Source organism: Paenibacillus nanchangensis, assembly GCF_046543445.1.
Classification (GTDB): Bacteria; Bacillota; Bacilli; order Paenibacillales; family Paenibacillaceae; genus Paenibacillus_AQ; species Paenibacillus_AQ nanchangensis.
Window position 1 is genome coordinate 88984 of record NZ_JBHOFD010000008.1, and the last position, 21652, is coordinate 110635.

Here is a 21652-nt window from a genome sequence, read left to right on the forward strand (position 1 = left end):
TTGGGACTTCCGGTTGCTGTTATTTTCAGAGTTCTTGAATGGTAGTCCCGTATAGCGGGAGAACTCCGAAAATAAAGGCAAACGCGTTCGCTCCTACATCTCCAAATTGCCTCCGTGCCTTCTCCTCTTTCCTGTTTTGCAACAGTCCTATCTAGATGAATTAGTGGCAGAACCTCCGAAAATAACGCGAGCGTCTTGCTCCGTAAGTATCCAATCGCCGCGTGCTATCTTTTTTTTCTGTCATTCATTGGTTCAGTCTATATGTCAGATAGCCGCTCCGGATTAGGGGCATACAGCCGCGCCTACTAACTTCACCACATTGCCGTCCTGCCGGCTACACGTATCGGCTTTCTTTTACAATCCGCGTTCCCAGCAGCTCGCCGTTCACAATCCGGCTCAGCACCCGGGGCTCCTTGCCGTCCGCGATAATCACCTCGGCAACTTCCCCCTGCAAGCAGTCCAGTGCGGCCCGCACCTTCGGGATCATGCCGCCATAAATTTCCCCGCTCGCAATCATCGCTTCGATGGTCTCGGGCGTAACCGCCGGCAGCACCGCCTTAACGCCGTTCACAGTGCCGAGAACTCCCGGCACATCGGTTACCACAATCATCCTCGGCGAACGGATTGCCGAAGCGACCGCCCCTGCCGCGGTATCCGCGTTGATGTTGTACCGCGTGCCGTCTTCGCCGATGCCAACCGGCGCAATAACGGGTATATAGCCCATCCCCGCAATGGAACGGATAAGCGCCGCGTTGACCTCCGTCACCTGTCCGACGAGTCCCACTTCTGCACTGTTCGCTACAGGCCGGGCTGTCAGCAGACGTCCGTCTGTTCCCGACAAGCCAAGCGCCTGGGCGCCGTGCCGCTGAATCCGCCGGACAATCGCCTTGTTGAGGCTCCCGGCCAGCGTCATTTCGACGACATCCAGCACCGCTTCCGTCGTCACCCGCAGGCCGCCGACGAACCGGCTTTCGATGCCCAGCCGGCTCAAATTCTCCGAAATCGCCGGACCGCCGCCGTGGAGAATGACCGGCTTAGCACCCGACTGCTGCAGCTCCGCCAAATCGTCAAAAAAAGAATCCGGCAGTTCCGCAAGTGTGCTGCCTCCGCACTTCATCACGAACAAGCCGGGTGCATCTTGCTCAAAACTCTGATCTATAGAAAAAGTCATCTTCCGCATCCTCTCCGTTCATCCGCCTGCAGCCTACGTGCGGTAAGCGGCGTTGATCCGGACGTAATCGTACGTCAAATCACAGCCCCACGCCGTCGCCGTTCCGCCGCCGTCGTTCAGGGTAACGGTAATCCGCACCGTATCGCCCTGCAAATAAGCAAGCGCCGCGTCTTCGTCAAACGCTACCGGTCTGGACCGGCGCAGCACCTCGATCTCGCCGAGCGAAATGTCGACGGCTTCTGGCGAAACCGGTACGCCTGCGCGTCCAACGGCCGCAATGATCCGCCCCCAGTTGGCGTCGGCGCCGAATACGGCCGATTTGACGAGGCTGGAACCGATGACCGTTTTAGCGATCGCCCGCGCCGCCTGATCGTCCACCGCACCGTTGACCGCAACCTCGATCAGCCGGGTTGCGCCTTCCCCGTCACGGGCAATCGCTTGAGCCAGGGTGCGGCAGACGTAGGTAAAGCCTTCCGCAAACACCTCCCAGTCCGGATGGGCCGGCGACAGCTGCCGGTTACCCGCGAGCCCGCTCGCCATAGCGAGCAGCATGTCGTTGGTGCTGGTGTCCCCGTCGACCGTAATCATGTTGAAGGTGACGTCCGTCGCCTGCCGCAGCAGCGTATGCAGCGACTCCCCGTCAATGGCGGCGTCGGTCGTCATGAAGCCGAGCATCGTCGCCATATTGGGATGAATCATGCCCGAGCCTTTAGCGGCGCCTGCAATCGTGACTTCTTCGCCGTCGATGGTGACCCGGACGCAGGCTTCTTTTTTTACGAGATCGGTTGTTAAAATCGCCTGGCAAAACTGCTCTGCCCCATTGGCGCTCCCGTCCAGTTTCTCTGGCAGCGAAGCAATTCCTCCCCGCACCGCATCCATATTCAGCAGCTCGCCAATCACGCCGGTTGAAGCGACCGCAACAGACTGCTCTTGTAACCCCAGCTTTTCGGCCAAACGGAAGCGCATTTCATAAGCGTCGGCTTCCCCCTGCTCCCCGGTGCAGGCATTGGCGTTGCCGCTGTTGACGATCACCGCGCGGAGCGTGCCGTCCTGGAGACTGTCGCGCGTCACTTTCAGCGGCGCCGCCTGAAAAATATTCGTCGTATACACCGCAGCCGCTACCGCCGGAACCTCGCAGACGATGGCCGCCAGGTCGTTCCGATCGGTTTTTTTTAATCCGCAGTGCAGGCCTCCTGCCTGAAACCCGCGTGGCGTCGTTACACTTCCTTCTATAACACGGTATAACTGCTGCTCGCTCATCGTCTTCATTTCCCGCTCCCATCCCCGCGCACATCCACGCATCATTAATTAAAATGGCTGATCCTTCTGCCTTAGCCTTAATCCCTCTCAAGGATATACCGGTGTAAATCCAAGACCAAGCGTTTCCTCCCAGCCTTGCATCAGATTCAGATTCTGAATCGCCTGGCCCGCCGCTCCCTTAACCACATTGTCGATCACCGAAAAAATCGTAATCCGCCCCGTCCGCGCATCCGCCGCAAAACCGATGTCGCAGTAGTTCGACCCGCTCACTTCTTTGGTCGCCGGCCAGATCCCCGCATTCCGGATTCGGACAAAAGGACGGCCCGCATAATACTTGAGGTAGAGCTGAATAAAGTCTTCCTCAGTGTATTCGCCCGTCATCTCCGCGTACATTGTACTCATGATCCCCCGCGTCATCGGCACCAGCTGCGTGGTGAACGTCACCGTAACCTTACGGCCCGCCGCATCCGTCAGCACCTGCTCGATTTCGGGAATATGCTGATGGCGGTTTACTTTATATGCTTTAAAATTTTCATTAATTTCAGCGTAATGGACAGTCAGGCTTGTTCCTCTCCCTGCGCCCGACACTCCGGATTTTGCATCAATAATCAGGCTCTCCGGCCGGATCCAACCCTCTGCGACCGCCGGAATCAGACCAAGCAGCGTTGCAGTTGGATAGCAGCCGGGGTTCGAGATGAAGCGTGCGCCCGCTGCCTTGTCTCCGTAGATTTCGCATAGCCCGTATACGGCCTCATCCAAAATAGCGGCATCTGGTGCAGGATGCTTATACCACGTTTCATATTCACTTCCATCCTTCAGCCGAAAATCCCCGGACAAATCTATCACCTTCAGCCCGGCGTTCAGCAGCCCGGGAACCAGCTTTGCGCTGACGCCTGAAGGCGTCGCGGTGAAAACCACGTCTGCCCGGGAAGCAATTTCCTCCGGCACAACACCGTCAAGCGGCCTTGCAATAATCCCGGTTAAATGCGGAAACCCTTCCTCCAGCGGTGTCCCGGCGCTCGAAGACGAAATCACGGATGTAATCTCCACCTTAGGATGCTGCTGCAGCAGCCGGATCAGCTCCACGCCCCCATACCCCGTCGATCCCACAATCGCGGCTCTTACTTGTTCCATGTTCTCCCCACTCCCCTATATGTAGCCGATGTTCTCTACCCATCTTATTTCCGGCTCTCCGGTCCCATGTATACCCGCTCTGTAATATTGTATTATTATACAACCGGACTTATATAAATACAACAAGGAATGTTAGCTGTAGCGACTGGCGTTATTTTCCGTTTCTTGCGCCTATTCGCCTCCTTGCGGTTGATTGGGAACTTTCGACCGCTGTTATTTTCGGAGTTCTTGATTGGTAGTCCATATAGACTGAACGAAGAAATACAGGTGAGGCGGTGCTGTCCCTGCGGCGGATTTGGACTTCCGGTCGCTGTTATTTTCGGAGTTCCTGACTGGAGAGTCCATGTAGACTGAACGAAGAAACACAGGTAGGGCGGCGCTGTCCCTGCGGCGCATTTGGACTTCCGGTCGCTGTTATTTTCGGAGTTCTTAATTAGTAGTCTGGGTTAGCGGTGGAACTCCGAAAATAAAGGCGAGCGCTTCGCTCCTACAGTTCCAAATCGCCTCCGTGCCATCCCCGCTTCTCTGTATTCAGTAGTTCAGTCAGTATGGACGATAGAACGCCGGAAAATATAGCCAGTCGCTTCGCTCATGTCCCAAATTGCCTCCGTGCCTGCTCCTCTCTCCTGTCTTACAGTAGTTCAGTCTATTTAGATTAGCGGTAGAACCCCGAAAACAAAGGCATCGCTTCGCTTCTAAAGCTCCAAATCGCCTTTGCGCCACCCACGCATTCCTGTTTTCAGAGCTTCAGTCAATATAGACCGTAGAACAACAGAAATTAAGGTGATCGCTTCGCTCCTACCGCTCCAAATTGACTCCATATCAGGCTCCCGCTCCCGGATTTCAATACATCTATCCTATAAACGCCAAAAAGCCCTGCTTCCGCAGAGCCCGCTGTACACTTTTTAACTACCACTACCCACCTGTACACTTGTTTACTTGTTTACTTGTTTACTTGTTTACTTGTTTACTTGTTTACTTCTTTACTTGTTTACTTCTTTACTTGTTTACTTGTTTTCTGCACATTATCCACCATGCATTTTCAACTGCTTTATTCCTGAATCCGCTCGTAAAACACAATCCCATTCCGCTCAATCTCCCGCTTCAGCACCACGTCCAGCGTCTGCCGGAATTCCAACAGATCCAGCCTGTATAAGCCGGCGGCCTCCGCCAGTTCATGAGCAAACCGTGCGGGCACGTTCTCTCCCGTATACATCAAGTCGATATCACTGCCGGGTCCATGACGGCCTTGGGCACGTGAGCCAAACAGGACCAACTGTTTCAGTTCGGGCGTGCGGCGGCATACCATAAGCATTCGTTCCACGGCATCCGGATGAATCCCTCCCATCCCGCCGGTCATTGCGGCTCCAACTTGGCGCACAGCCGTTCAAGCGCCGGAAGATAGTCCAGGCGGATATTATCGCAAATGTAGGCGGCGTGCTTCGGGTTATACGTATGGGTGGTGTCGTTGCGGTCGCGGATCATTTTGTGCCACAGCTCGGGATCTTCGCCCAGCCAGCCGAACGGAAAAGCCTCACGGAACACTTCCAGCGGACTAATCGCCCGGATGCCCTGCTCCAGCAGCACATGCTTCAGCAGCTTCCAGGCTAAATCGTAAGCCAATTCAAACCGCTGAATCATCACGTCGAGCTTATACTCCTCCTGAAGAGCGGGATCATCCGTGCCCTGCCGCAGCCGCCCGGCTGCCTGCTTAAGCTGGTCCAGCTTATTCCGTCCCACTTCATCCTGCATGCCGATCCCCTGTCTGTTCATCTCTTTTCCCCTCCTTGCGCCAGTTATTTGACGTTTCGTCTATTTGATTCTTCATTGTCCATATTATCATTGCCTCTAATGCTGCTCCTACTTTCATTTGCCCCCATTGTACCACCCCTTAAGTTCCTCCTGTCAAAATCCGCCTTCGCCGCTCCTTCAATCTCGAGAGGTCCCCATCCCCTTGTCTCCTGATCTCTTCACTCCCTCATCCCAAGCGTCCATCCTCCAGCTGCAAATCACACCTCTACGAAAAAAAGACGCAGTCCCCCCGGACTACGCCTCTCGCTTAAACCCTTCCCCAAGCACCTCATGGGCTTCGGTGATAATCACAAACGCCGCCGGGTCCACCGAACGGACAATTGCTTTGAGCCGGGTGATTTCATTTTGGCCGACTACGGTCATCAGCACCACCCGGTCATCGCCGGTATAACCGCCTTGTGCGTTCAGCTTGGTCAATCCACGGTCCAGATCCTCAAGAATCGCGCGCGAAATGCCTTCCGTGTGGTCTGAAATAATGTAGGCCACCTTGGTGTAGCTGAAACCCATCTCCAGCGTGTTAATGACCTTGCCGGTAATATACAGGCCGATCAGAGCGTACAACGCCTGCTCCATTCCAAGCACAAACGCTGCCAGCGCGATCACTGTGCCGTCGAGCACCACCACTGAAGCGGAAAACGTCATGCCCGTGTACTTTTGAATGATCTGCGCAAGGATGCTCAACCCACCGGTCGAACCCCGTCCACGATAGACGATGCCGAGACCCAGCCCGACGCCAATCCCCCCGTAAATGGAAGCAAGCAGCGGATTATGGGTTGGAATCGGACCCTCCCGCGTCAAAAAAATAAACAGCGGCAGAATCACACTCCCGATCAGCGAACGGGCGCCGTATTGCTTACCCAGCAGCCACACGCCCAGCACGAACAAAGGAATGTTCAGCGCCCACTGTGTAAACGCCGGTTCTGCGCCGAACCAGGCTTTTGCCAAAACCGACAGGCCCGATACGCCGCCCGAAGCAATTTCATTCGGAAGCATAAACCAATTGAATGCAATCGCCGTAATGAGCGAACCGAGCGTAATCAGCCCCAGGTCAACCGCATGGCGCAGCGGCCCGTTCAGCGGGATCAGCGGCGGTTTGTTGCGTTTATTTATCGTATCCATACGAACATTGTCTCCATACCCGGCCCGTTATTCGGCCTCTGTCTTGATCTGACTGCGCAGATAGCCGTCGATAAAAGCGTCGAGATCGCCGTCCATTACTGCGCCGACGTTGCCGGTCTCGACTGAAGTGCGGTGGTCTTTGACCATGCTGTAAGGGTGGAACACGTAAGAACGGATCTGGCTGCCCCAGGCGATATCAGACTGTTCGCCCCGGATTTCGTCCAACTCCTTCTGCTGTTCTTCCAGTTTACGCTCATACAGCTTCGAGCGCAGCATCGTCATCGCCTGCTCACGGTTTTTGATCTGTGAGCGTTCGTTCTGGCAGGTAACCACAACACCGGTCGGAATATGGGTAATCCGTACGGCCGAGTCGGTCGTATTGATGTGCTGACCGCCGGCGCCGCTTGCACGGTAGGTATCAATTTTCAGATCCTCTGTACGAATCTCAACATCAACATCCTCCGAAATCTCCGGCACCACGTCGCAGGATACAAAAGAAGTGTGACGGCGGCCCGAAGCGTCAAACGGCGAAATGCGGACCAGACGGTGTACGCCTTTTTCCGCCTTGAGATAACCATAAGCGTTAAAACCTTTGATCAGCAGCGTAACGCTTTTGATTCCCGCTTCGTCCCCCGGGAGATAGTCCATTACTTCGACCTTGAAACCGCGTTTTTCCGCCCAGCGGGTGTACATGCGCAGCAGCATCTGGCCCCAGTCCTGCGACTCGGTGCCGCCCGCCCCCGGATGAAGCTCCAGGATTGCATTCAGCTTGTCGTATGGCTGATTTAGCAGCAGCTGCAGTTCGAACTCGTCGAGCTTCGCACTGAGCGCCTTCACGGAGCCGGCAATCTCGGCCGCCAGATCTTCATCGCCTTCTTCATCGGCCAGCTCAGCCATCATCGAAGCGTCATCGTATTCCTGCTGCAGCTTCTCATATTGATCCACTGAGGATTTTACGGCGTTCATCTCGGCGATGACACTCTGCGCTTTTTCGTTATCGTCCCAGAAATCCGGAGCCGACATTTTTTCCTCAAAGTTCGCGATCATTTCCTGCTTGAGGTCTAAGTCAAAGAGACCCCCTAAGGTTAGTTAATTTCTTGCCCATTTCGCGCAGGTCCTGCTTCACACTTGGATCGATCATTTGTGTTCACTTCACCTTTCGTCTAATTTGAAAAAACGGCCGGGCCGCATCGGAGAACCCGGGCCCAGCCGTCAAGCTATTTATAAGTTGCTTGCCGGTAAATGGTGATTACGCCGGCTTCCTCAGCGGACATCCGCTTACGCGTTTTGTCCGTGGCACTGCTTGTATTTCTTGCCGCTGCCGCAAGGGCATGGGTCATTCCGGCCAACCGTATCCTTCACCTGAACGGGGCGCTTTTCTGCCGGTTCAGCGTTCGTGGAGATCTTGTCCTCCTCGACCACCGACTGCCGCTCCTGATTCGTTTCGATGTGGGCCTTCATGATATAGGTCGCCACTTCTTCTTGAATGCTCGCGGTCATGGCATTAAACATTTCAAAGCCCTCGAACTGGTATTCGCGAAGCGGATCGGTACCGCCGTAAGCGCGAAGGTGAATCCCTTGGCGCAGCTGGTCCATTGCGTCGATGTGGTCCATCCACTTGCTGTCGACAGCGCGCAGCACGATAACCTTCTCGAATTCACGCACCAGCTCGGAGCCAAGACGCTCTTCGCGGGCCGCGTATTTCTCCAGCACTTTGCCGAAGATGAATTCGACCAATTCTTCAACTTCCTTGCCCCACAGATCATCGCGGGTAAGCGCGCCTTCGTCAAGCAGCTTGCTGTTGACGTAATCGGCCACTTCCTGCAGCTCCCAGTTCTCTGGAATATCGTCGCTGCAGTGAGCTTCAACCACGCGTTCGATAACCGGCTTGATCATTTCAATCACGATATCCTTGATGTTCTCGGATTCGAGAATTTCGCGGCGCTGCTTGTAAATAATCTCGCGCTGCTGGTTCATCACGTCGTCATACTGCAGAACGACTTTACGGATATCGAAGTTGTTGCCCTCAACCCGCTTCTGGGCGGACTCGATAGCACGCGTAATCATGCGGCTCTCAATCGGCTGATCTTCTTCAAAACCAAGCCGGTCCATCATGCCCAGCACGTTATCCGCGCCAAAACGCTTCATCAGCTCGTCGCCAAGCGACAGGTAGAACTGTGTGGAACCCGGGTCGCCTTGGCGTCCGGCACGTCCGCGCAGCTGGTTATCGATCCGCCGCGACTCATGCCGCTCCGTACCGATGATGTGCAGGCCGCCAAGCTCCGGCACGCCTTCGCCCAAAATAATGTCCGTACCGCGGCCGGCCATATTCGTTGCAATCGTAACGGTGCCCGGCTGGCCCGCTTGGGAAATGATTTCGGCTTCCGCCGCGTGATGCTTGGCGTTCAGCACCTGGTGCTTGACGCCTTTGCGCTTCAGCATTTCGGATACCCGTTCGGAGTTCTCAATCGAGACTGTACCGACAAGCACCGGCTGGTTATTTTTATGGCGGTTAACGATTTCTTCAACTACCGCGTTGAACTTGCCGTTTTCGCTTTTATATACCACGTCAGGCATATCGTTACGTTTGTTCGGCTTGTTCGTCGGCACTTGGAGCACTTCCAGGCCGTAAATCTTCTTAAATTCCTCTTCTTCCGTCTTCGCCGTACCGGTCATACCGGCCAGCTTGCGGTACATCCGGAAGTAGTTCTGGAATGTGATCGTGGCAAGCGTCATGCTTTCGTTCTGTACTTCAATGTTCTCCTTGGCTTCAATCGCCTGGTGGAGACCGTCGCTGTAGCGGCGTCCGGCCATCAGACGGCCCGTGAACTCGTCAACGATAACAACCTCGTCTTCTGTAACAACATAGTCCACATCTCGGCGCATAATAGCATTTGCCTTCAGCGCTTGTACAATGTGATGGTTCAGTGTGACGTGGCTGTGGTCGTACAGATTCTCGATTCCGAAGGCCTTTTCGGCTTGGGCAACGCCCTTCTCGGTCAAAGCAACCGATTTAACCTTAATATCAATCGTGTAGTCTTCTTCCGGCTTCAACCGTTTCACAAAACGGTCCGCAGCATAATACAGTTCCGTAGACTTCTCCGCTTGACCGGAAATGATCAGCGGGGTACGGGCTTCGTCGATCAAAATGGAGTCCACTTCGTCGATGATACAGAAATACAGCGGACGCTGTACCATCTGCTCTTTGTACAGCACCATGTTGTCCCGCAGGTAGTCGAAACCAAATTCATTGTTAGTGCCGTACGTAATATCGCAGGCATAAGCTTCTTGTTTATAAGGATGGTCCATCCCGCTCAGGTTGACCCCGACCGACATGCCCAGGAAGTTATAAATTTGGCCCATTTGCTGGCTGTCGCGTTGTGCCAGGTAATCGTTGACCGTTACCACGTGCACGCCTTTGCCGAGCAGAGCGTTCAAATAAACCGGAAGCGTACCGACAAGCGTTTTCCCTTCGCCGGTCTTCATTTCAGCGATTCGGCCTTCATGCAGCGCCATGCCGCCGACCAGCTGAACGTCAAAATGCCGCATGCCCAGCGTCCGTTTGGAAGCTTCGCGTACGGTTGCAAACGCTTCTGGGAGAAGTTCTTCCAGCGTCTCGCCTTTCGCGACCCGTGCTCGGAATTCCTCCGTTTTGCCGCGCAGCGCTTCATCCGAAAGCGCCGTAAATTCCGGCTCCAGCCCATTGATCAGTTCGACCGTCTTCATCAGACGTTTGACATCGCGTTCGTTGGTGTCGCCGAATATTTTTTTAACAAGTCCTAGCATGGTTAACCCCTTTCATGCAACACAGATGGTGGAATCGAGCAATCGCTCAGAGAAAGGGCAATGTTCTTAATCGATTCCGCTGCTTCATAAATTGTAACAGTTTGTAAGAGATGCCGCAATACAAGCCCCTTGACCAGGCAAAAATCGGTAATCCTCTATACGCACAAGAGCCCTACCCGGCTGGCGGGTAGGGGCTCGGTAGATTTGCATTCATGATAGAAACGTCATGGAAACGAAGGATCCGCCTCCCGCGTTCATCCGGCTTCCCGCTTATCCGGGTTCAGCCTTGTTCAATCAAGCCGTACTTGCCGTCGTTGCGTTTGTAGACCACGCTGACTTCGGAAGTGTCAATATTGGAGAAAACAAAGAAATTATGACCCACCATATTCATCTGCAGGATCGCTTCTTCCACATCCATCGGTTTCAGAGTAAACCGCTTGTTACGCACAACTTCCAGCTCTTCATCGGCTTCCTCAGGCGCCGCATTGTCCACAAAAATGGATTTCAGGCTGCCTTCCTGGCGGAATTTACGATTGAGCTTGGTCTTGTGCTTGCGGATTTGGCGCTCCAGCTTGTCCACCACTGCGTCAATTGAAGCGTACATGTCGTCGCTGCGGTCTTCCGCCCGAAGCATTACGCCGGGGAGCGGAATCGTCACTTCCACGGTATGAAGCCCGCGGAGCGCGCTCAGCGTCACATTACCTTCCGTAGCAGGGGGTGCATCGAAATACTTCTCAAGTCTGCTGAGTTTCTTGTCAACATAATCTCTCAAAGCGTCAGTCACTTCAATTTGTTGACCTCGAATGCTGAATTGCATGGGCACTCCTCCTTTGCACCTTTATTATAGCAAATTGTAAGCGCCAAGTAAAAAACAATTAAAGAAGTTCGTTCCCTCGGCCTGTAAAAATCCTACAAATTTCCGACATTTCAGCCCCCTTGGAATACCGGGCTATCCGGCCAAAGACCCTTTACACTTTTTTGATGCAAAACAGGCCCGGAAGGAGGGTTCCTTCCAGGCCTGCTGCTGCCGCTTGATTAAAGCGGCTGGTGCTGAGCTTTTTATCAGTTCATCTGTTGCTGCATATTAATCGTTTGCTGCATCTTATCGGGTACGGAAACGGAACACTTCAACCGGAGACGGATTGTTGCTGCCGGTTGATGTCACGAGATAAAGCTTGTATTCCGTGTTGGCGTTCAGCCCGGCCAAAGCCAGATGAGTCGCTTCTGTGCCGACAGGCTCTGCCTTATTTCCAGACAGTGGAGCGGCTACCGTCTGTCCGCTGCTGTTCTGAGCGTTCAGAACTTGGGCAGCGCTTGGTGCTTTTTCACTAGCCGGAAGAACAACATAATACAGATGGTCTGTGGTAGCAGCCGAACCATAAGTCACATACACATCGGCAGTTACCGTTCCGTTAGGGCCTGGTGTGCCAATTGTTCCTGGACGAATCGCGGTGATTCCTCCTGCCACAGCCGGCTGTGTTTTCAGCCGAAGCATCTGTACAGAAGACCAGTTGCCGCCAGTGGAGTCGGTCATCGCCGCAAATACGGCATACTCTGTATTCGCGGTCAATCCGTAAACCGGGAAGGATACGTTGGTTGTACCCGTAGCCTTAACATGGCCGCTGTTTACCGCGTTCTGACCGGCTGCATCTTTGCCGTCACGAACCTGCAAAGCGCTTGGCCATGCAATGTTGCTGGTGTAAGGCACTGCAACGTAATACACATCGCCCGTTACGGACGGGGTCAGGTAAACATCGGCGGTTACTGTGCCAACTTGACCATAAGTCAGGTTGGTTACGGTAGGTGCGGATATTCCGCCGCCTCCGCCTCCGCCACCACCGCCGGTGCCGCCACCACCGCCACCGCTGCCTCCGCCGCTAACTGGAGGAACGGTTGCTGTCGGGGCAGGGGTTGCACTAGGGCTAGGGGACGGGCTGGCGCTTGGTGTCGGGGTCGGCGTAGGCAGCGTACCGCCTTGGCTCGGCTTATGCACAACCGCATTGGCGATAATGCCGACCGCCTCGGCGCGGGTCAACGCACGTTTCGGTCCAAACGTGCCGTTCGGATAACCATTAATGATCTTTTTGGCCGCCGCTGCCGCTACAGCTCCCTTGCTCCAAGCCGGAATTTGCTTGGCGTCCTTAAAGCTCAGCGTTGTCGAAGAGGTGTTCAGTTTCAGCACCTTTGATGCAATGACCGCCGCTTCCTGGCGGGTGATCGGATTGTTCGGGCGGAACGTTTTGTTTTCGTAGCCGCCGATATACCCTGCGGCTACCGCCTTTGCCACTTCTGTATAATACCAGTTGGAAGATTTCAGATCCTTAAAGGTTATCGCAGTCGTTTGCTTATAACCGAAAAGACGGTTGATCAAGGCTACGAACTCCGCACGGGTAATCGGCTTATTAGGCCGGACCGTACCGTCCTTATAACCTCCGAGATATCCTTTATTCAGCCAGTCCTGAAGCTGGCCCTGCGCCCAGTGTCCTTTGATATCCTTCGGCACAGGAGCGGCCGATACGCTTGCGGTTCCAAGCGAACCGAACAGCAGGCTCACGCCCAGAATTCCGGTCACAAGACCGCGCCATCCTTTTTTCATTTTGCTAATCATCCTTCCGACATAGAATAGTGTGAAGCAAGTAAGATAATAAAAAGCTCAACGTAACTCATTACCCACATTTCATGTGAGGTTAACACATAATCCCAATTTTTTTCCATTTGGTTGGAATTACAGTTTAGAAAAGCGCTAACAAAATGGAAAAGCCCCTAGGATTTCTCCCAGGGGCTTGCGCTAGCGTTGTCTCAATTGCTAACCATCAACCGTTACGTTATATGTAGGGTCGGCGTGTGCCGGATGATTATAATTTGATTACGTTAGCAGCTTGCGGACCGCGTGCTCCTTCAACGATATCGAATTCCACGGATTGTCCTTCTTCCAGAGTCTTGAAGCCTTCGGATTGGATTGCGGAGAAGTGTACGAATACGTCGCCGCCTTCTGCAGTCTCGATAAAGCCATAACCTTTCTCTGCGTTAAACCATTTAACTTTACCTTCCATTGCTTGAACATTCCCTTCATCATCAAATGAACGTGAGTCTTGCTCACAGTTTTGACTATACCACCGCTGCTTCGCGATTGTCAATTGGAAAAGAAAATGGTTACCTTCAAGTATTTTCCATGCCAATTTTATGATCAACTTGGCTAATCATGGGTACATATTTCAAAAACAGGAGCAGACGAGTATTAAATACCCGCCTGCTCCTTGGTTGAAACATTGGTTATAAATAATTAATTAAATTATGCTTATAGCCTACGCCTACTTGCGACGGTCCATCAAGATACTGTCCGCCGCATACCCCGCCTCATAGGCATTTCGCTGTGTCTTCGCCTGCCCGCGCTTGTAGAGGAAGTCCTGAGCTTCCAACCGCAGGGCGTTCATTCGGGCTTGAATCGCACCGTCATTCTCCAAAATACCGGCAATTTCGATCTTTTGCGCATCCGTCGCGGATGTTGTCGACAAATGCCGAACTAGATCGTCGACCACTGCCTGACGCTCCTCCACGAAAGTCTCCAGTTCTTCGAAGGTGGCGTCGTTTAAGCGTTCCATCAGGGAAACGGTCATTGTCTTAAATAATTGAATCTCTCCAGAGATATCCATATGTGCTATTCCTCTAAAACAGGGGCCTGCATTTGGCCTGAGATAATCTTTTGGGCAGTAACCCATGTTTCTCTGAGTTCAATTAAATACCCTACTGCTTCTTCTGCTTTAGAGGCATCTTTACGAATGTTAGCTTCACGTAGAAGAAAATTTGTATACTCGTACAGGGACTCAAGGTTCTTCGAGACCTCATACTGGTGATTGAGTGTGCTCATAAGTTCACTCACAATAGTCTGAGCTTTGCCTAAATTCGTATTTGTCTTTTCATTGTCTCTTTTTTCCATGCCATCCAAACCCGCCTTTATAAAGCGGATTGCACCGTCATATAGCATAACGACGAGTTGTGCTGGAGTCGAAGTTTGAACAGCCGACTGCCGATATTTCTCATAGGGAGAAGTTATCATTTATCTCATCCTTTATATTATGAAGTGGTTCCCAGACTGGATAAAAGGCTTGAGGATTGGGAGTTCAACTTGCTTATAGCTTTCTCCATAGCTGTAAACTGATTATAGTATCGTGTCTCAATCATTGTTAAGTTTTTTTGGAGAGTTTTGATACGTGCATTATATTCTTCTAATCGTTTCCCCATAACACTATCTGTCTTATAAGTACCAGTCAAGCTTGCCGAAAATCTATCGGTTCCCGCACGATCCGAAAGATCTTGCAATGTACCACTAACTTTCTCCGCCAGTTTGTCAAAAAGACCAGTAGAAGGTTCACTTGCAGGTCCTTGAAACAAATCAACAATCTTTTGCGGGTTTTTATTTAATGCTTCTTTAAATTTCGTTTCATCAAGAATGAGTTTTCCATTCTCAGAGTATGTTCCGGTTGTGATACCTATCTCACTAAGGGCACCCAAGCTTTCTGTTATGACCATACGCATCCCCTGCACCGACGCTTTTAGTATGTCATCATTCTTCAGTAAACCGCTTTTCGACTTTTCAGTCCATGCCTTAATATCGCTTTCTTCCATATCTTTCTTTTGTTCATCTGTAAGTGGGGTAAAGTCACGATACTTGGCTTCATTTACTTTTGTATTCATCGTGCTGATCAGCTTGTTATACTCTTCAATAAAGCTCTTTATTGTTTCAAGCGGCTTCTCGGAATCAATCTGGGTAGTGATTTTTGAGGCTGGCTGTGTCCCCGTTTTCTCGAGCAAAGTCAACTGTACACCGTTTATAACAAACATATTGGAGCTTCTTTTAACTGTTTCTCCATTAATAATTGCTTCTGAATCTGTACCCTTTACGGTAGCAGGACCCGAATACCCTTTAAATAAATCTAGAAGTGAGTGATTGGTCCCTAGTTTTAGTTCTCCCTCCGAGCCATTATTTGTAGAAGTCAAAATGAGTTGACCCTTTACCTCATCATAACTAGCCGTCACTTCTGCTTTGGTATTAGCATTTATCTTTGCAACTACCTGAGATATTCTAGTTGAACTTTCAAAAGTAAAAGATTCACCGTTTATTTCTAACGTATACGGCTCTGTTACTGGTGTGGCTAATTTTGAATTCAAAGTAGCCAGGGTTGTATCCGAATTCAGATTGCTACCTACCCCAGCAGTTTTTATTGTAGCTTTCTCAGCCAATTTTGTAACTATGACTTCCATGTCAATCCCGTTTGCTGCCGCTAGTGCTTCTGCCTTAACTGAAGTAGTATTACCGGTAACTGTAGCTTTATTAGCGTTAAGCGCAGCAGAAATACCAAACTTATCAATTAGCTTGTTATTACGAAAATCGTACAGCTTACTATTGATGTCTCTATAACTGTCGCGTTTCCATTCCATCAATTGCTTATTCTGATTCATCTTGTCCAATGGAACTCGTTTAGTGGCCATCATGCTTTTGACCATTCCGTCGATATCCATCCCTGAGAACCCATTAATCCGGTTTACCAAAAGAGCACCTCCAAGAGTGAATTAAATTTTTTCATCAATTAATATACCTGCAATTTCCATCATTTTCGCAACTAAATCCAGCGTTTTCTCAGGTGGTATTTCACGAATCAGCTCGCCGGTATCTTTATTGAGCACTTTAACCATAATGTCGTGTGTTTTCTCATGGATGCTAACTTCCAAAGTGGTTTGAGGTCCTTGAAGTGCTTTGACTGCCCGCTCAATTGTCCGAATCAATTGTTCCTCGGCAACAGAGACATTCACACCTTTTCTCTCTTGGGAAACTAACTCTTGCTCATCCCGGATAATAGGCCTATCAATGGGGTTCGTTATACTCCCAACTGCCTGTTCAGGTTTACTTTGTCCACCATGTACTGAATTAGCGGATAGAGAAAACTGCACATTCATGCTCCAACCTCCAGCGACTCTTAATTGATACTATATATATCGGCTAGAATAAGGGATTATTTAGGATGTCAAGAGAAAAAAAACAAAAAAAGCCCCGGAGTAATCCGGAGCTTTTATAAAAGAAGATAATATTAACGGAGCAGTTGCAGAACGCCTTGCGGCTGTTGGTTGGCTTGAGCCAGCATTGCTTGAGCAGCTTGAGCAAGGATGTTGTTCTTGGTTTGTTGCATCATTTCTTTAGCCATATCAACGTCACGAACGCGGGACTCAGCAGCAGTCAGGTTCTCCGAGGAAGTGTTCAGGTTGTTAATTGTGTGCTCCAGACGGTTTTGGTAAGCACCCAATTTAGCGCGCTCGCCAGATACTGTTTCAAGAGCTTTATTGATTGTGGTGATCGAAGCAGATGCTCTGCCGGAAGTTGTTACATCAATAGCGTCTACGCCAATGGAAGCAGCTCTCATATCTTCAACAGAGATTTGAAGAGTCTGATTTTCATTTGCGCCGATTTGCATAGTGAGTTCTTCTTTGTTTACAGTAATAGTCGCTGTAGAGTTCAGAGCTCCTTTAGCATCCAGAACGAGACCTTTTAACGCTCCCTCTGTAATCGTAAGAGTACGACCATCTTTAGGATCTACGGATACACCAACTGCTGCTCCATTAACGGAAATTGCTGCATTTGCACCAGGTACAGAAGCTGCTGTTCCTACAAGTTCAGCTACAGCGTTACCTGCAATGGTATTCGTTTGAGTACCAACCTTATTATTAGTCAATACGAGGTTGTTCCCAGCGATAGAAGCAGTAACGCCAGTTTTTTCCTTGTATTCGTTCAATTTGTTAGCAATTTGGTCTGAAGTATAGTTCCCTGCTTCAAACGTGATCGTTGTACCATTCAGTACAAGAGTATCATTGGTACCTTTAACGATAGTTGTTGCGCCAGAGAGATCCGCATCTCCAGTTTCAGTTCCCCGTACTGCAGCAGCAGTAACTTCAATTGCGTAAGTTCCTTCAGTAATTGTCGATGCAAGAGCAGATTTTACAGATACGTTAGCAGGTGCGCTGGAAACAGCTTTTGTTCCATAATCGCCAGTCAAAAGCGTTTTAGTGTTAAACTCAGTTGTAGTAGCGATTCTGTCGATTTCTTGAGTCAACTGGTTGATTTCTTTTTGGAGCTCGCCACGGTCAGTCGAAGTATTCGTGTCATTCGCGGACTGTACGGAAAGCTCACGCATACGCTGCAGAATGCTGTGTGTTTCGTTCAAAGCCCCTTCAGCAGTTTGAATCAGGGAAATTGCATCTTGCGAGTTCTTGGAAGCCATGTCCAAGCCGCGGATTTGTCCGCGCATTTTCTCGGAAATTGCCAAGCCTGCAGCATCGTCGCCTGCACGGTTGATGCGCAGACCAGAAGACAGCTTCTCAATATTTTTGTTCGTGTTGGCAGTGTTCGTGGACAGCTGGCGATGAGTGTTCAACGCCGCAATATTGTGGTTGATAATCATTGGGTATTTCCTCCCTGAAATGTAATTAGTTCCACATCCGTGTGGTAAACGCCGAACCGTTAAGGTCGGCCGCCCTGCAGGATCAGCGTCTAAAATATATATCGTCACGTGTCCGCTAACACTTTAGAGTGAATTTCGAGTTTTTCAGTATTTTTTTTAATTTGCCTATTGACGAAAAAATCCCCTCAAAGCTGATAGCAGCCTCAAGAGGAAAACAGGAGTAAGAGATGAAGGACAATAGACAATAATCAACGGACAGAATCAAAGGCCAAGGAGTATAGGGCAATGAATATGACCCAAGGAAAAGTCCCAAAGATACGGTCCCGCAGTAACAGTAAAAATCAAGAAATAAGTAACAGCCCTACCCGCTTAGTAAATTGACACCATCGGAATAACCGGATCTTCTTCATCGTAGTAGAACACCAAGGAATGCGACCCGGCGGCGTAGACCATCTCATACCGGGCGTCTTCTTCGTTGAAGTACGCCTCCTTCGGTTGGCCCAGCCACTGACGCACATTAAAGGGCGCCAAGTTGCGATCCGAAACAAACACGTTGAAAATCATTACAGACGACTTGGAGTTCAGTTCATGCAGATAGTAATCGAACCCGACGGCATACCCTGAGTAAACGTAAAAAGCACCCCACTCTCCGTTTTCCTTCAACTTGGGTGGATTTAGTTTAGCTGAGGCAGATTTCAGACTCATTCCAAGCTTCACCTGCGGGTGGCAAGGAAGCTCGCCTTTGACGGCAGCAGACCGTAGACTCTCCAAATAGGCCCGGTCTCCGATACCTGAATTTGGCCAAGCGGGTTTATTCATATACCGCGTATCGTCCGGCTTAAGCGCCAACCGGCTGATGTCCAGCTTAAAGGTATCCACTGCATATTTCACCATCGCATTGTTGTAATACCTCAACTGAATTCTGGATCCGTTCAGACTGCGGACTCCTTGGTCTCGTCCTGCCGGCCACGTGGTGTCCAGCTTTTTCCCTTTAGAGTCTGTAAAGTTCAGCGCCTTCAGCTTCCCTGAAGTGACAATAAAGGGGTGCAGCAAATTAAAGTTGGATGACCCCCATTCCGTCAAAATCAGGAGGTCCGGCATATCCGAACCGCTCGCCTGTACGGTGTAATGCCATGTCTGCGGCAGCGTCACGGAATGCAGCTCAAGCGGCACATTCTGAACGGTGCCGAATGATTGACCGTCTTTTACCAGCGCGGCCCGGTATGTACCCAGGTAGCTTTTGTCCCCCGGATGATTGCCTGTCCAATAATCTTCTTCTTGGAGTACGGACATCTTTTCGTCGTTGGCGTAAATATACACCGTATAAGGAACACGATAGGCGTCTTTTAGTCGGAAGGTCATACGACTGATCTTCTTGAGCTTGTCTAAGGCCACTTGTGTCCCGTTAGAAGCTGTGGCAGCTGCCTGGGCCGGAGCTGTGTTCGGCAGCAGTGTTATTACAAGAAAAAGAGCCATAGCGGCTGCCATGACTGCATGAAATTTAAAACGTAATCTTTTCATCTGTCTATCCCCCGTCGTCTAAACTGTTATTCTTCCGTTTTTGTTCCCCGCAGCCGGTTAATCAGCGCGTTCAAATCCTGTTGAGCCGGCGCCACCGATTCGCGGTTCGCTTCCTGAATCGACAAATACACCTCTTTGCGGAAAATGTCGATATGTTTGGGCGCGGAAATCCCCACTTTAACCGTATCGCCTTCCACACTAAGGATCGTCAGTTCGATGTGGTCCTGAATGACAATCGTTTCTCCTTTTTTGCGGGAGAGTACGAGCATCTTACTCACCGTCCTTTCCGTCGGTCACAAGCTGTTCCTGCAGCAGGCTGTGTTTGGTGTGGTAAGGCGTCTGATGCAGCACGATTTGTTTGCCCTTCCGTGTTGTAGGGTTCAGCACCACCGGAGCCAGCAGATTGATCGTAGACCGTTCTACCTCATCTCTAAGCGTAACGATGCAGCGGATCAAAACCTCGGCTTCAATGCCCAGCTCCTCAGCTTCATCGTCTGGCAGTTCAAACTCATAGGCTGGATAGAATACAAAGGGGTCACACAATAGGAAAGATAAAGCTTTCTCATTGATAGACTGTAAATACCAAAAAGGTGTGTCCGCCATAGATATTAACGCAAAATCAGTTTCTTCTTCAAAGCCTGGTAACCCTTTCGGAAAATGATACAACTGTTCATCATTCACTTCCAAGTCGCCCCAGGATAAGGTTTCAATAATCAATGATTTCACTCCTTAAATAATAAAATGCGATGCAGGTTGCATTTTCACGGCATAAGAATATACCTAACCAATTCATAAAAATAACATTTTTCTTATATAGCCTAATTTAATAATAGTATAAAAGCTATAGAGCGCACATGACGGCACCTCTATAGCTTATATCGGTTAGCTAAGTATAAAGATTCAACTCCGGCGGAATAAACTGAATCGATGAATATTGTTTCATATAGATATCTAGCTTTCCAGGAGTATAGTTGATCTCGGGTTTATTGCGTTCAATCTGAATATCCACTTCAGAGGCTTTGAATGAAATTTCAGGTGGCCTCGATTCAAAATGAATATCTACATTATCATAAGAAGCCGGTCCGCGTGTCTCAGGGAAAGAACGTGGTTCCGTATCTGTACCGTATACTTCAGCAATCGTATTCCCCGGCTTGAAAAACTTCGCGATCCGATTTCCTTGTTCTACTTTATTGGCAAGATTTTGAAGGAATAGTTGCTGAATTCCTGAATAAATCCGTTTATTCATCTTTAACGGATTGCCCCCGTGATAAGCTTCCCAGGCTCGGGATTGGTCGATGTTCAGCTGGGGGCGATAGGATTCCACTTCCAGCTTGCCCGGTGTTGTCGTAATCCTGACATCTGCCTTGGGCTGGCGGATCGAATAGCTGCCCAGGTTCTGATCAATGCCCAGGATCGCCGGCGTCTGGCGAATTTGCAGAATCGGCTGTGTCATGCAAGCCCACCTCCGTTATCGGATGAAGTCCACCAGCGTCGTAGAGATGATTTTAGCGCCCACAGAGAGGGATGCGTTATAGATATTCTCCTGAACCTTAGACTTCATAATCAGCTCCTCGTAGTCTGCATCCTCCGATTTCGCTTGCAAATCCGTCAGATTAATATTAAGGTCACTAAGACGATCCTGCATAAGTTCAACCCGGTTTGTTTTTGCGCCAATCTCTGCCCGAGCAGACAGAATTGTATCTGTTCTAGTGTCAATAAGTCCCAACTGGGAAGATATTTCCGATATATTACCAGCTTTTAAAGCGCCTGAAAGATTATTTATTATTGTGAACAAATTATCAGGTTCACCTGTTTTGCCAAACACATCATTTCCATTCATATTAATTGGCATACGAACCCCATCACCGACAATATAATTCATGACGCCAGTGTCAGTTTTTATATCCTTCGTAACATCATAAGTTCCATCTGTCCCTTTGACATAGTCGTAAGGTTTTTCAGTATACTTCTCCCCATTAAAAATATATTTCCCATTTAATGTACTGTTTGCTATATCAACAAGTTGTTCTTTTAACTGCATCATTTCTTCGTTAATACTATTTAAAGCAGACTGCGGATTGCTTCCTGTAGCAGCTTTTACAGTCAGCTCCCGGACTCTTTGAATAACGTCGCCAGCTTGTCCCAGCACCGTATCATTAAAATCCAGCCAAGACAACGCGCTGTCCACATTGTTCTGATACTGCTCGTTCGAAGACAGTTCCGCGCGGTAGCGCAGCGAATACGTGATGCCTACCGGATCGTCGGAGGGCTTGTTGATTTTGCGCCCGGAGGCGAGCTGCAGCTGCGTGTCGTTCATCGTCCGGGCATTCCGGTTCAGGTTAAGCAGCAGCTGCGAATTCATCATATTGGAGGTTACTCTTAGCATGATGGGGCACTC

Annotated in this window: 21 protein-coding genes; all 21 read right to left on the reverse strand. The window is 50.3% G+C overall.

All coding sequences use genetic code 11. The features are described from left to right. Nucleotides 1–334: 334 nt before the first annotated feature. Entirely contained in the window at nucleotides 335–1171 is an 837-nt protein-coding gene (gene argB / locus ACE6ED_RS08075) for an acetylglutamate kinase (RefSeq protein WP_410826597.1), read from the reverse strand. Between the two features lie 33 nt (nucleotides 1172–1204). Then, nucleotides 1205–2440 carry a bifunctional ornithine acetyltransferase/N-acetylglutamate synthase gene (gene argJ, locus ACE6ED_RS08080; RefSeq protein ID WP_410826598.1) on the reverse strand — a complete coding sequence of 412 codons (1236 nt, stop codon included), beginning with the start codon at nucleotides 2438–2440 and terminating at the stop codon, nucleotides 1205–1207. A gap of 78 nt (nucleotides 2441–2518) precedes the next feature. Next, on the reverse strand, nucleotides 2519–3565 hold the full coding sequence (gene argC, locus ACE6ED_RS08085; RefSeq protein WP_410826599.1) for an N-acetyl-gamma-glutamyl-phosphate reductase: 1047 nt from the start codon (nucleotides 3563–3565) through the stop codon (nucleotides 2519–2521). A 1051-nt stretch (nucleotides 3566–4616) separates the two neighbouring features. Next, nucleotides 4617–4925 carry a nucleotidyltransferase domain-containing protein gene (locus ACE6ED_RS08090; RefSeq protein ID WP_410826600.1) on the reverse strand — a complete coding sequence of 103 codons (309 nt, stop codon included), beginning with the start codon at nucleotides 4923–4925 and terminating at the stop codon, nucleotides 4617–4619. Then, nucleotides 4922–5338, reverse strand: coding sequence for an HI0074 family nucleotidyltransferase substrate-binding subunit (locus tag ACE6ED_RS08095; protein WP_410826601.1), 417 nt, complete (start codon nucleotides 5336–5338; stop codon nucleotides 4922–4924). Before ACE6ED_RS08095 ends, ACE6ED_RS08090 begins: the two co-directional genes overlap by 4 nt. 273 nt (nucleotides 5339–5611) lie before the next feature. After that, nucleotides 5612–6496: a YitT family protein gene (locus tag ACE6ED_RS08100; RefSeq protein ID WP_410826602.1), complete on the reverse strand. Its 885-nt coding sequence runs from the start codon at nucleotides 6494–6496 to the stop codon at nucleotides 5612–5614. Between the two features lie 27 nt (nucleotides 6497–6523). Continuing rightward, nucleotides 6524–7637, reverse strand: a protein-coding gene (gene prfB, locus ACE6ED_RS08105; protein WP_410826603.1) for a peptide chain release factor 2 whose coding sequence is annotated in 2 segments (ribosomal slippage) — nucleotides 6524–7564 and nucleotides 7566–7637 — 1113 coding nt in all. Because the reading frame shifts where the segments join, the coding sequence is not laid out codon by codon here. Nucleotides 7638–7774: 137 nt separating this feature from the next. Next, complete coding sequence (gene secA / locus ACE6ED_RS08110) at nucleotides 7775–10282, reverse strand: preprotein translocase subunit SecA (protein ID WP_410826604.1); 2508 nt, start codon at nucleotides 10280–10282, stop codon at nucleotides 7775–7777. Nucleotides 10283–10562: 280 nt separating this feature from the next. After that, the gene (hpf, locus tag ACE6ED_RS08115) at nucleotides 10563–11099 is read right to left on the reverse strand and encodes a ribosome hibernation-promoting factor, HPF/YfiA family (RefSeq protein ID WP_410826605.1); all 537 of its coding nucleotides are present in this window, start codon (nucleotides 11097–11099) and stop codon (nucleotides 10563–10565) included. A 285-nt stretch (nucleotides 11100–11384) separates the two neighbouring features. Continuing rightward, nucleotides 11385–12878: an S-layer homology domain-containing protein gene (locus tag ACE6ED_RS08120; RefSeq protein WP_410826606.1), complete on the reverse strand. Its 1494-nt coding sequence runs from the start codon at nucleotides 12876–12878 to the stop codon at nucleotides 11385–11387. Nucleotides 12879–13137: 259 nt separating this feature from the next. Continuing rightward, entirely contained in the window at nucleotides 13138–13335 is a 198-nt protein-coding gene (locus ACE6ED_RS08125; RefSeq protein WP_038699258.1) for a cold shock domain-containing protein, read from the reverse strand. Between the two features lie 258 nt (nucleotides 13336–13593). Continuing rightward, a complete protein-coding gene (locus tag ACE6ED_RS08130) occupies nucleotides 13594–13935 on the reverse strand; it encodes a hypothetical protein (RefSeq protein WP_410826607.1) in 342 nt (113 codons plus the stop codon). A 5-nt stretch (nucleotides 13936–13940) separates the two neighbouring features. Continuing rightward, nucleotides 13941–14339, reverse strand: a complete 399-nt coding sequence (gene fliS, locus ACE6ED_RS08135; protein WP_410826608.1) for a flagellar export chaperone FliS — start codon at nucleotides 14337–14339, stop codon at nucleotides 13941–13943. Between the two features lie 17 nt (nucleotides 14340–14356). Further along, nucleotides 14357–15832 carry a flagellar filament capping protein FliD gene (fliD, locus tag ACE6ED_RS08140; protein ID WP_410826609.1) on the reverse strand — a complete coding sequence of 492 codons (1476 nt, stop codon included), beginning with the start codon at nucleotides 15830–15832 and terminating at the stop codon, nucleotides 14357–14359. Nucleotides 15833–15853: 21 nt separating this feature from the next. Continuing rightward, a complete protein-coding gene (locus ACE6ED_RS08145; protein WP_410826610.1) occupies nucleotides 15854–16237 on the reverse strand; it encodes a flagellar protein FlaG in 384 nt (127 codons plus the stop codon). 131 nt (nucleotides 16238–16368) lie between these two features. Further along, nucleotides 16369–17733: a flagellin N-terminal helical domain-containing protein gene (locus ACE6ED_RS08150; RefSeq protein WP_410826611.1), complete on the reverse strand. Its 1365-nt coding sequence runs from the start codon at nucleotides 17731–17733 to the stop codon at nucleotides 16369–16371. A gap of 369 nt (nucleotides 17734–18102) precedes the next feature. Continuing rightward, the gene (locus ACE6ED_RS08155) at nucleotides 18103–19095 is read right to left on the reverse strand and encodes a hypothetical protein (protein WP_410826612.1); all 993 of its coding nucleotides are present in this window, start codon (nucleotides 19093–19095) and stop codon (nucleotides 18103–18105) included. Between the two features lie 185 nt (nucleotides 19096–19280). Then, entirely contained in the window at nucleotides 19281–19523 is a 243-nt protein-coding gene (gene csrA, locus ACE6ED_RS08160) for a carbon storage regulator CsrA (protein ID WP_410826689.1), read from the reverse strand. 1 nt (nucleotide 19524) lies between these two features. Continuing rightward, a complete protein-coding gene (fliW, locus tag ACE6ED_RS08165) occupies nucleotides 19525–19971 on the reverse strand; it encodes a flagellar assembly protein FliW (protein ID WP_410826613.1) in 447 nt (148 codons plus the stop codon). A 169-nt stretch (nucleotides 19972–20140) separates the two neighbouring features. After that, nucleotides 20141–20707: a DUF6470 family protein gene (locus tag ACE6ED_RS08170; RefSeq protein WP_410826614.1), complete on the reverse strand. Its 567-nt coding sequence runs from the start codon at nucleotides 20705–20707 to the stop codon at nucleotides 20141–20143. Between the two features lie 15 nt (nucleotides 20708–20722). Continuing rightward, complete coding sequence (gene flgL, locus ACE6ED_RS08175) at nucleotides 20723–21640, reverse strand: flagellar hook-associated protein FlgL (protein WP_410826615.1); 918 nt, start codon at nucleotides 21638–21640, stop codon at nucleotides 20723–20725. Between the last annotated feature and the right edge of the window lie 12 nt (nucleotides 21641–21652).

Bases quoted from the DNA above. Each gene is read 5' to 3' on its own strand.
- argB (WP_410826597.1), bottom strand. From the start codon at position 1,171: ATGACTTTTTCTATAGATCAGAGTTTTGAGCAAGATGCACCCGGCTTG.
- argJ (WP_410826598.1), bottom strand. From the start codon at position 2,440: ATGAAGACGATGAGCGAGCAGCAGTTATACCGTGTTATAGAAGGAAGT.
- argC (WP_410826599.1), bottom strand. From the start codon at position 3,565: ATGGAACAAGTAAGAGCCGCGATTGTGGGATCGACGGGGTATGGGGGC.
- ACE6ED_RS08090 (WP_410826600.1), bottom strand. From the start codon at position 4,925: ATGACCGGCGGGATGGGAGGGATTCATCCGGATGCCGTGGAACGAATG.
- ACE6ED_RS08095 (WP_410826601.1), bottom strand. From the start codon at position 5,338: ATGAACAGACAGGGGATCGGCATGCAGGATGAAGTGGGACGGAATAAG.
- ACE6ED_RS08100 (WP_410826602.1), bottom strand. From the start codon at position 6,496: ATGGATACGATAAATAAACGCAACAAACCGCCGCTGATCCCGCTGAAC.
- secA (WP_410826604.1), bottom strand. From the start codon at position 10,282: ATGCTAGGACTTGTTAAAAAAATATTCGGCGACACCAACGAACGCGAT.
- hpf (WP_410826605.1), bottom strand. From the start codon at position 11,099: ATGCAATTCAGCATTCGAGGTCAACAAATTGAAGTGACTGACGCTTTG.
- ACE6ED_RS08120 (WP_410826606.1), bottom strand. From the start codon at position 12,878: ATGAAAAAAGGATGGCGCGGTCTTGTGACCGGAATTCTGGGCGTGAGC.
- ACE6ED_RS08125 (WP_038699258.1), bottom strand. From the start codon at position 13,335: ATGGAAGGTAAAGTTAAATGGTTTAACGCAGAGAAAGGTTATGGCTTT.
- ACE6ED_RS08130 (WP_410826607.1), bottom strand. From the start codon at position 13,935: ATGGATATCTCTGGAGAGATTCAATTATTTAAGACAATGACCGTTTCC.
- fliS (WP_410826608.1), bottom strand. From the start codon at position 14,339: ATGATAACTTCTCCCTATGAGAAATATCGGCAGTCGGCTGTTCAAACT.
- ACE6ED_RS08145 (WP_410826610.1), bottom strand. From the start codon at position 16,237: ATGAATGTGCAGTTTTCTCTATCCGCTAATTCAGTACATGGTGGACAA.
- ACE6ED_RS08150 (WP_410826611.1), bottom strand. From the start codon at position 17,733: ATGATTATCAACCACAATATTGCGGCGTTGAACACTCATCGCCAGCTG.
- ACE6ED_RS08155 (WP_410826612.1), bottom strand. From the start codon at position 19,095: ATGACCTTCCGACTAAAAGACGCCTATCGTGTTCCTTATACGGTGTAT.
- csrA (WP_410826689.1), bottom strand. From the start codon at position 19,523: ATGCTCGTACTCTCCCGCAAAAAAGGAGAAACGATTGTCATTCAGGAC.
- ACE6ED_RS08170 (WP_410826614.1), bottom strand. From the start codon at position 20,707: ATGACACAGCCGATTCTGCAAATTCGCCAGACGCCGGCGATCCTGGGC.
- flgL (WP_410826615.1), bottom strand. From the start codon at position 21,640: ATGCTAAGAGTAACCTCCAATATGATGAATTCGCAGCTGCTGCTTAAC.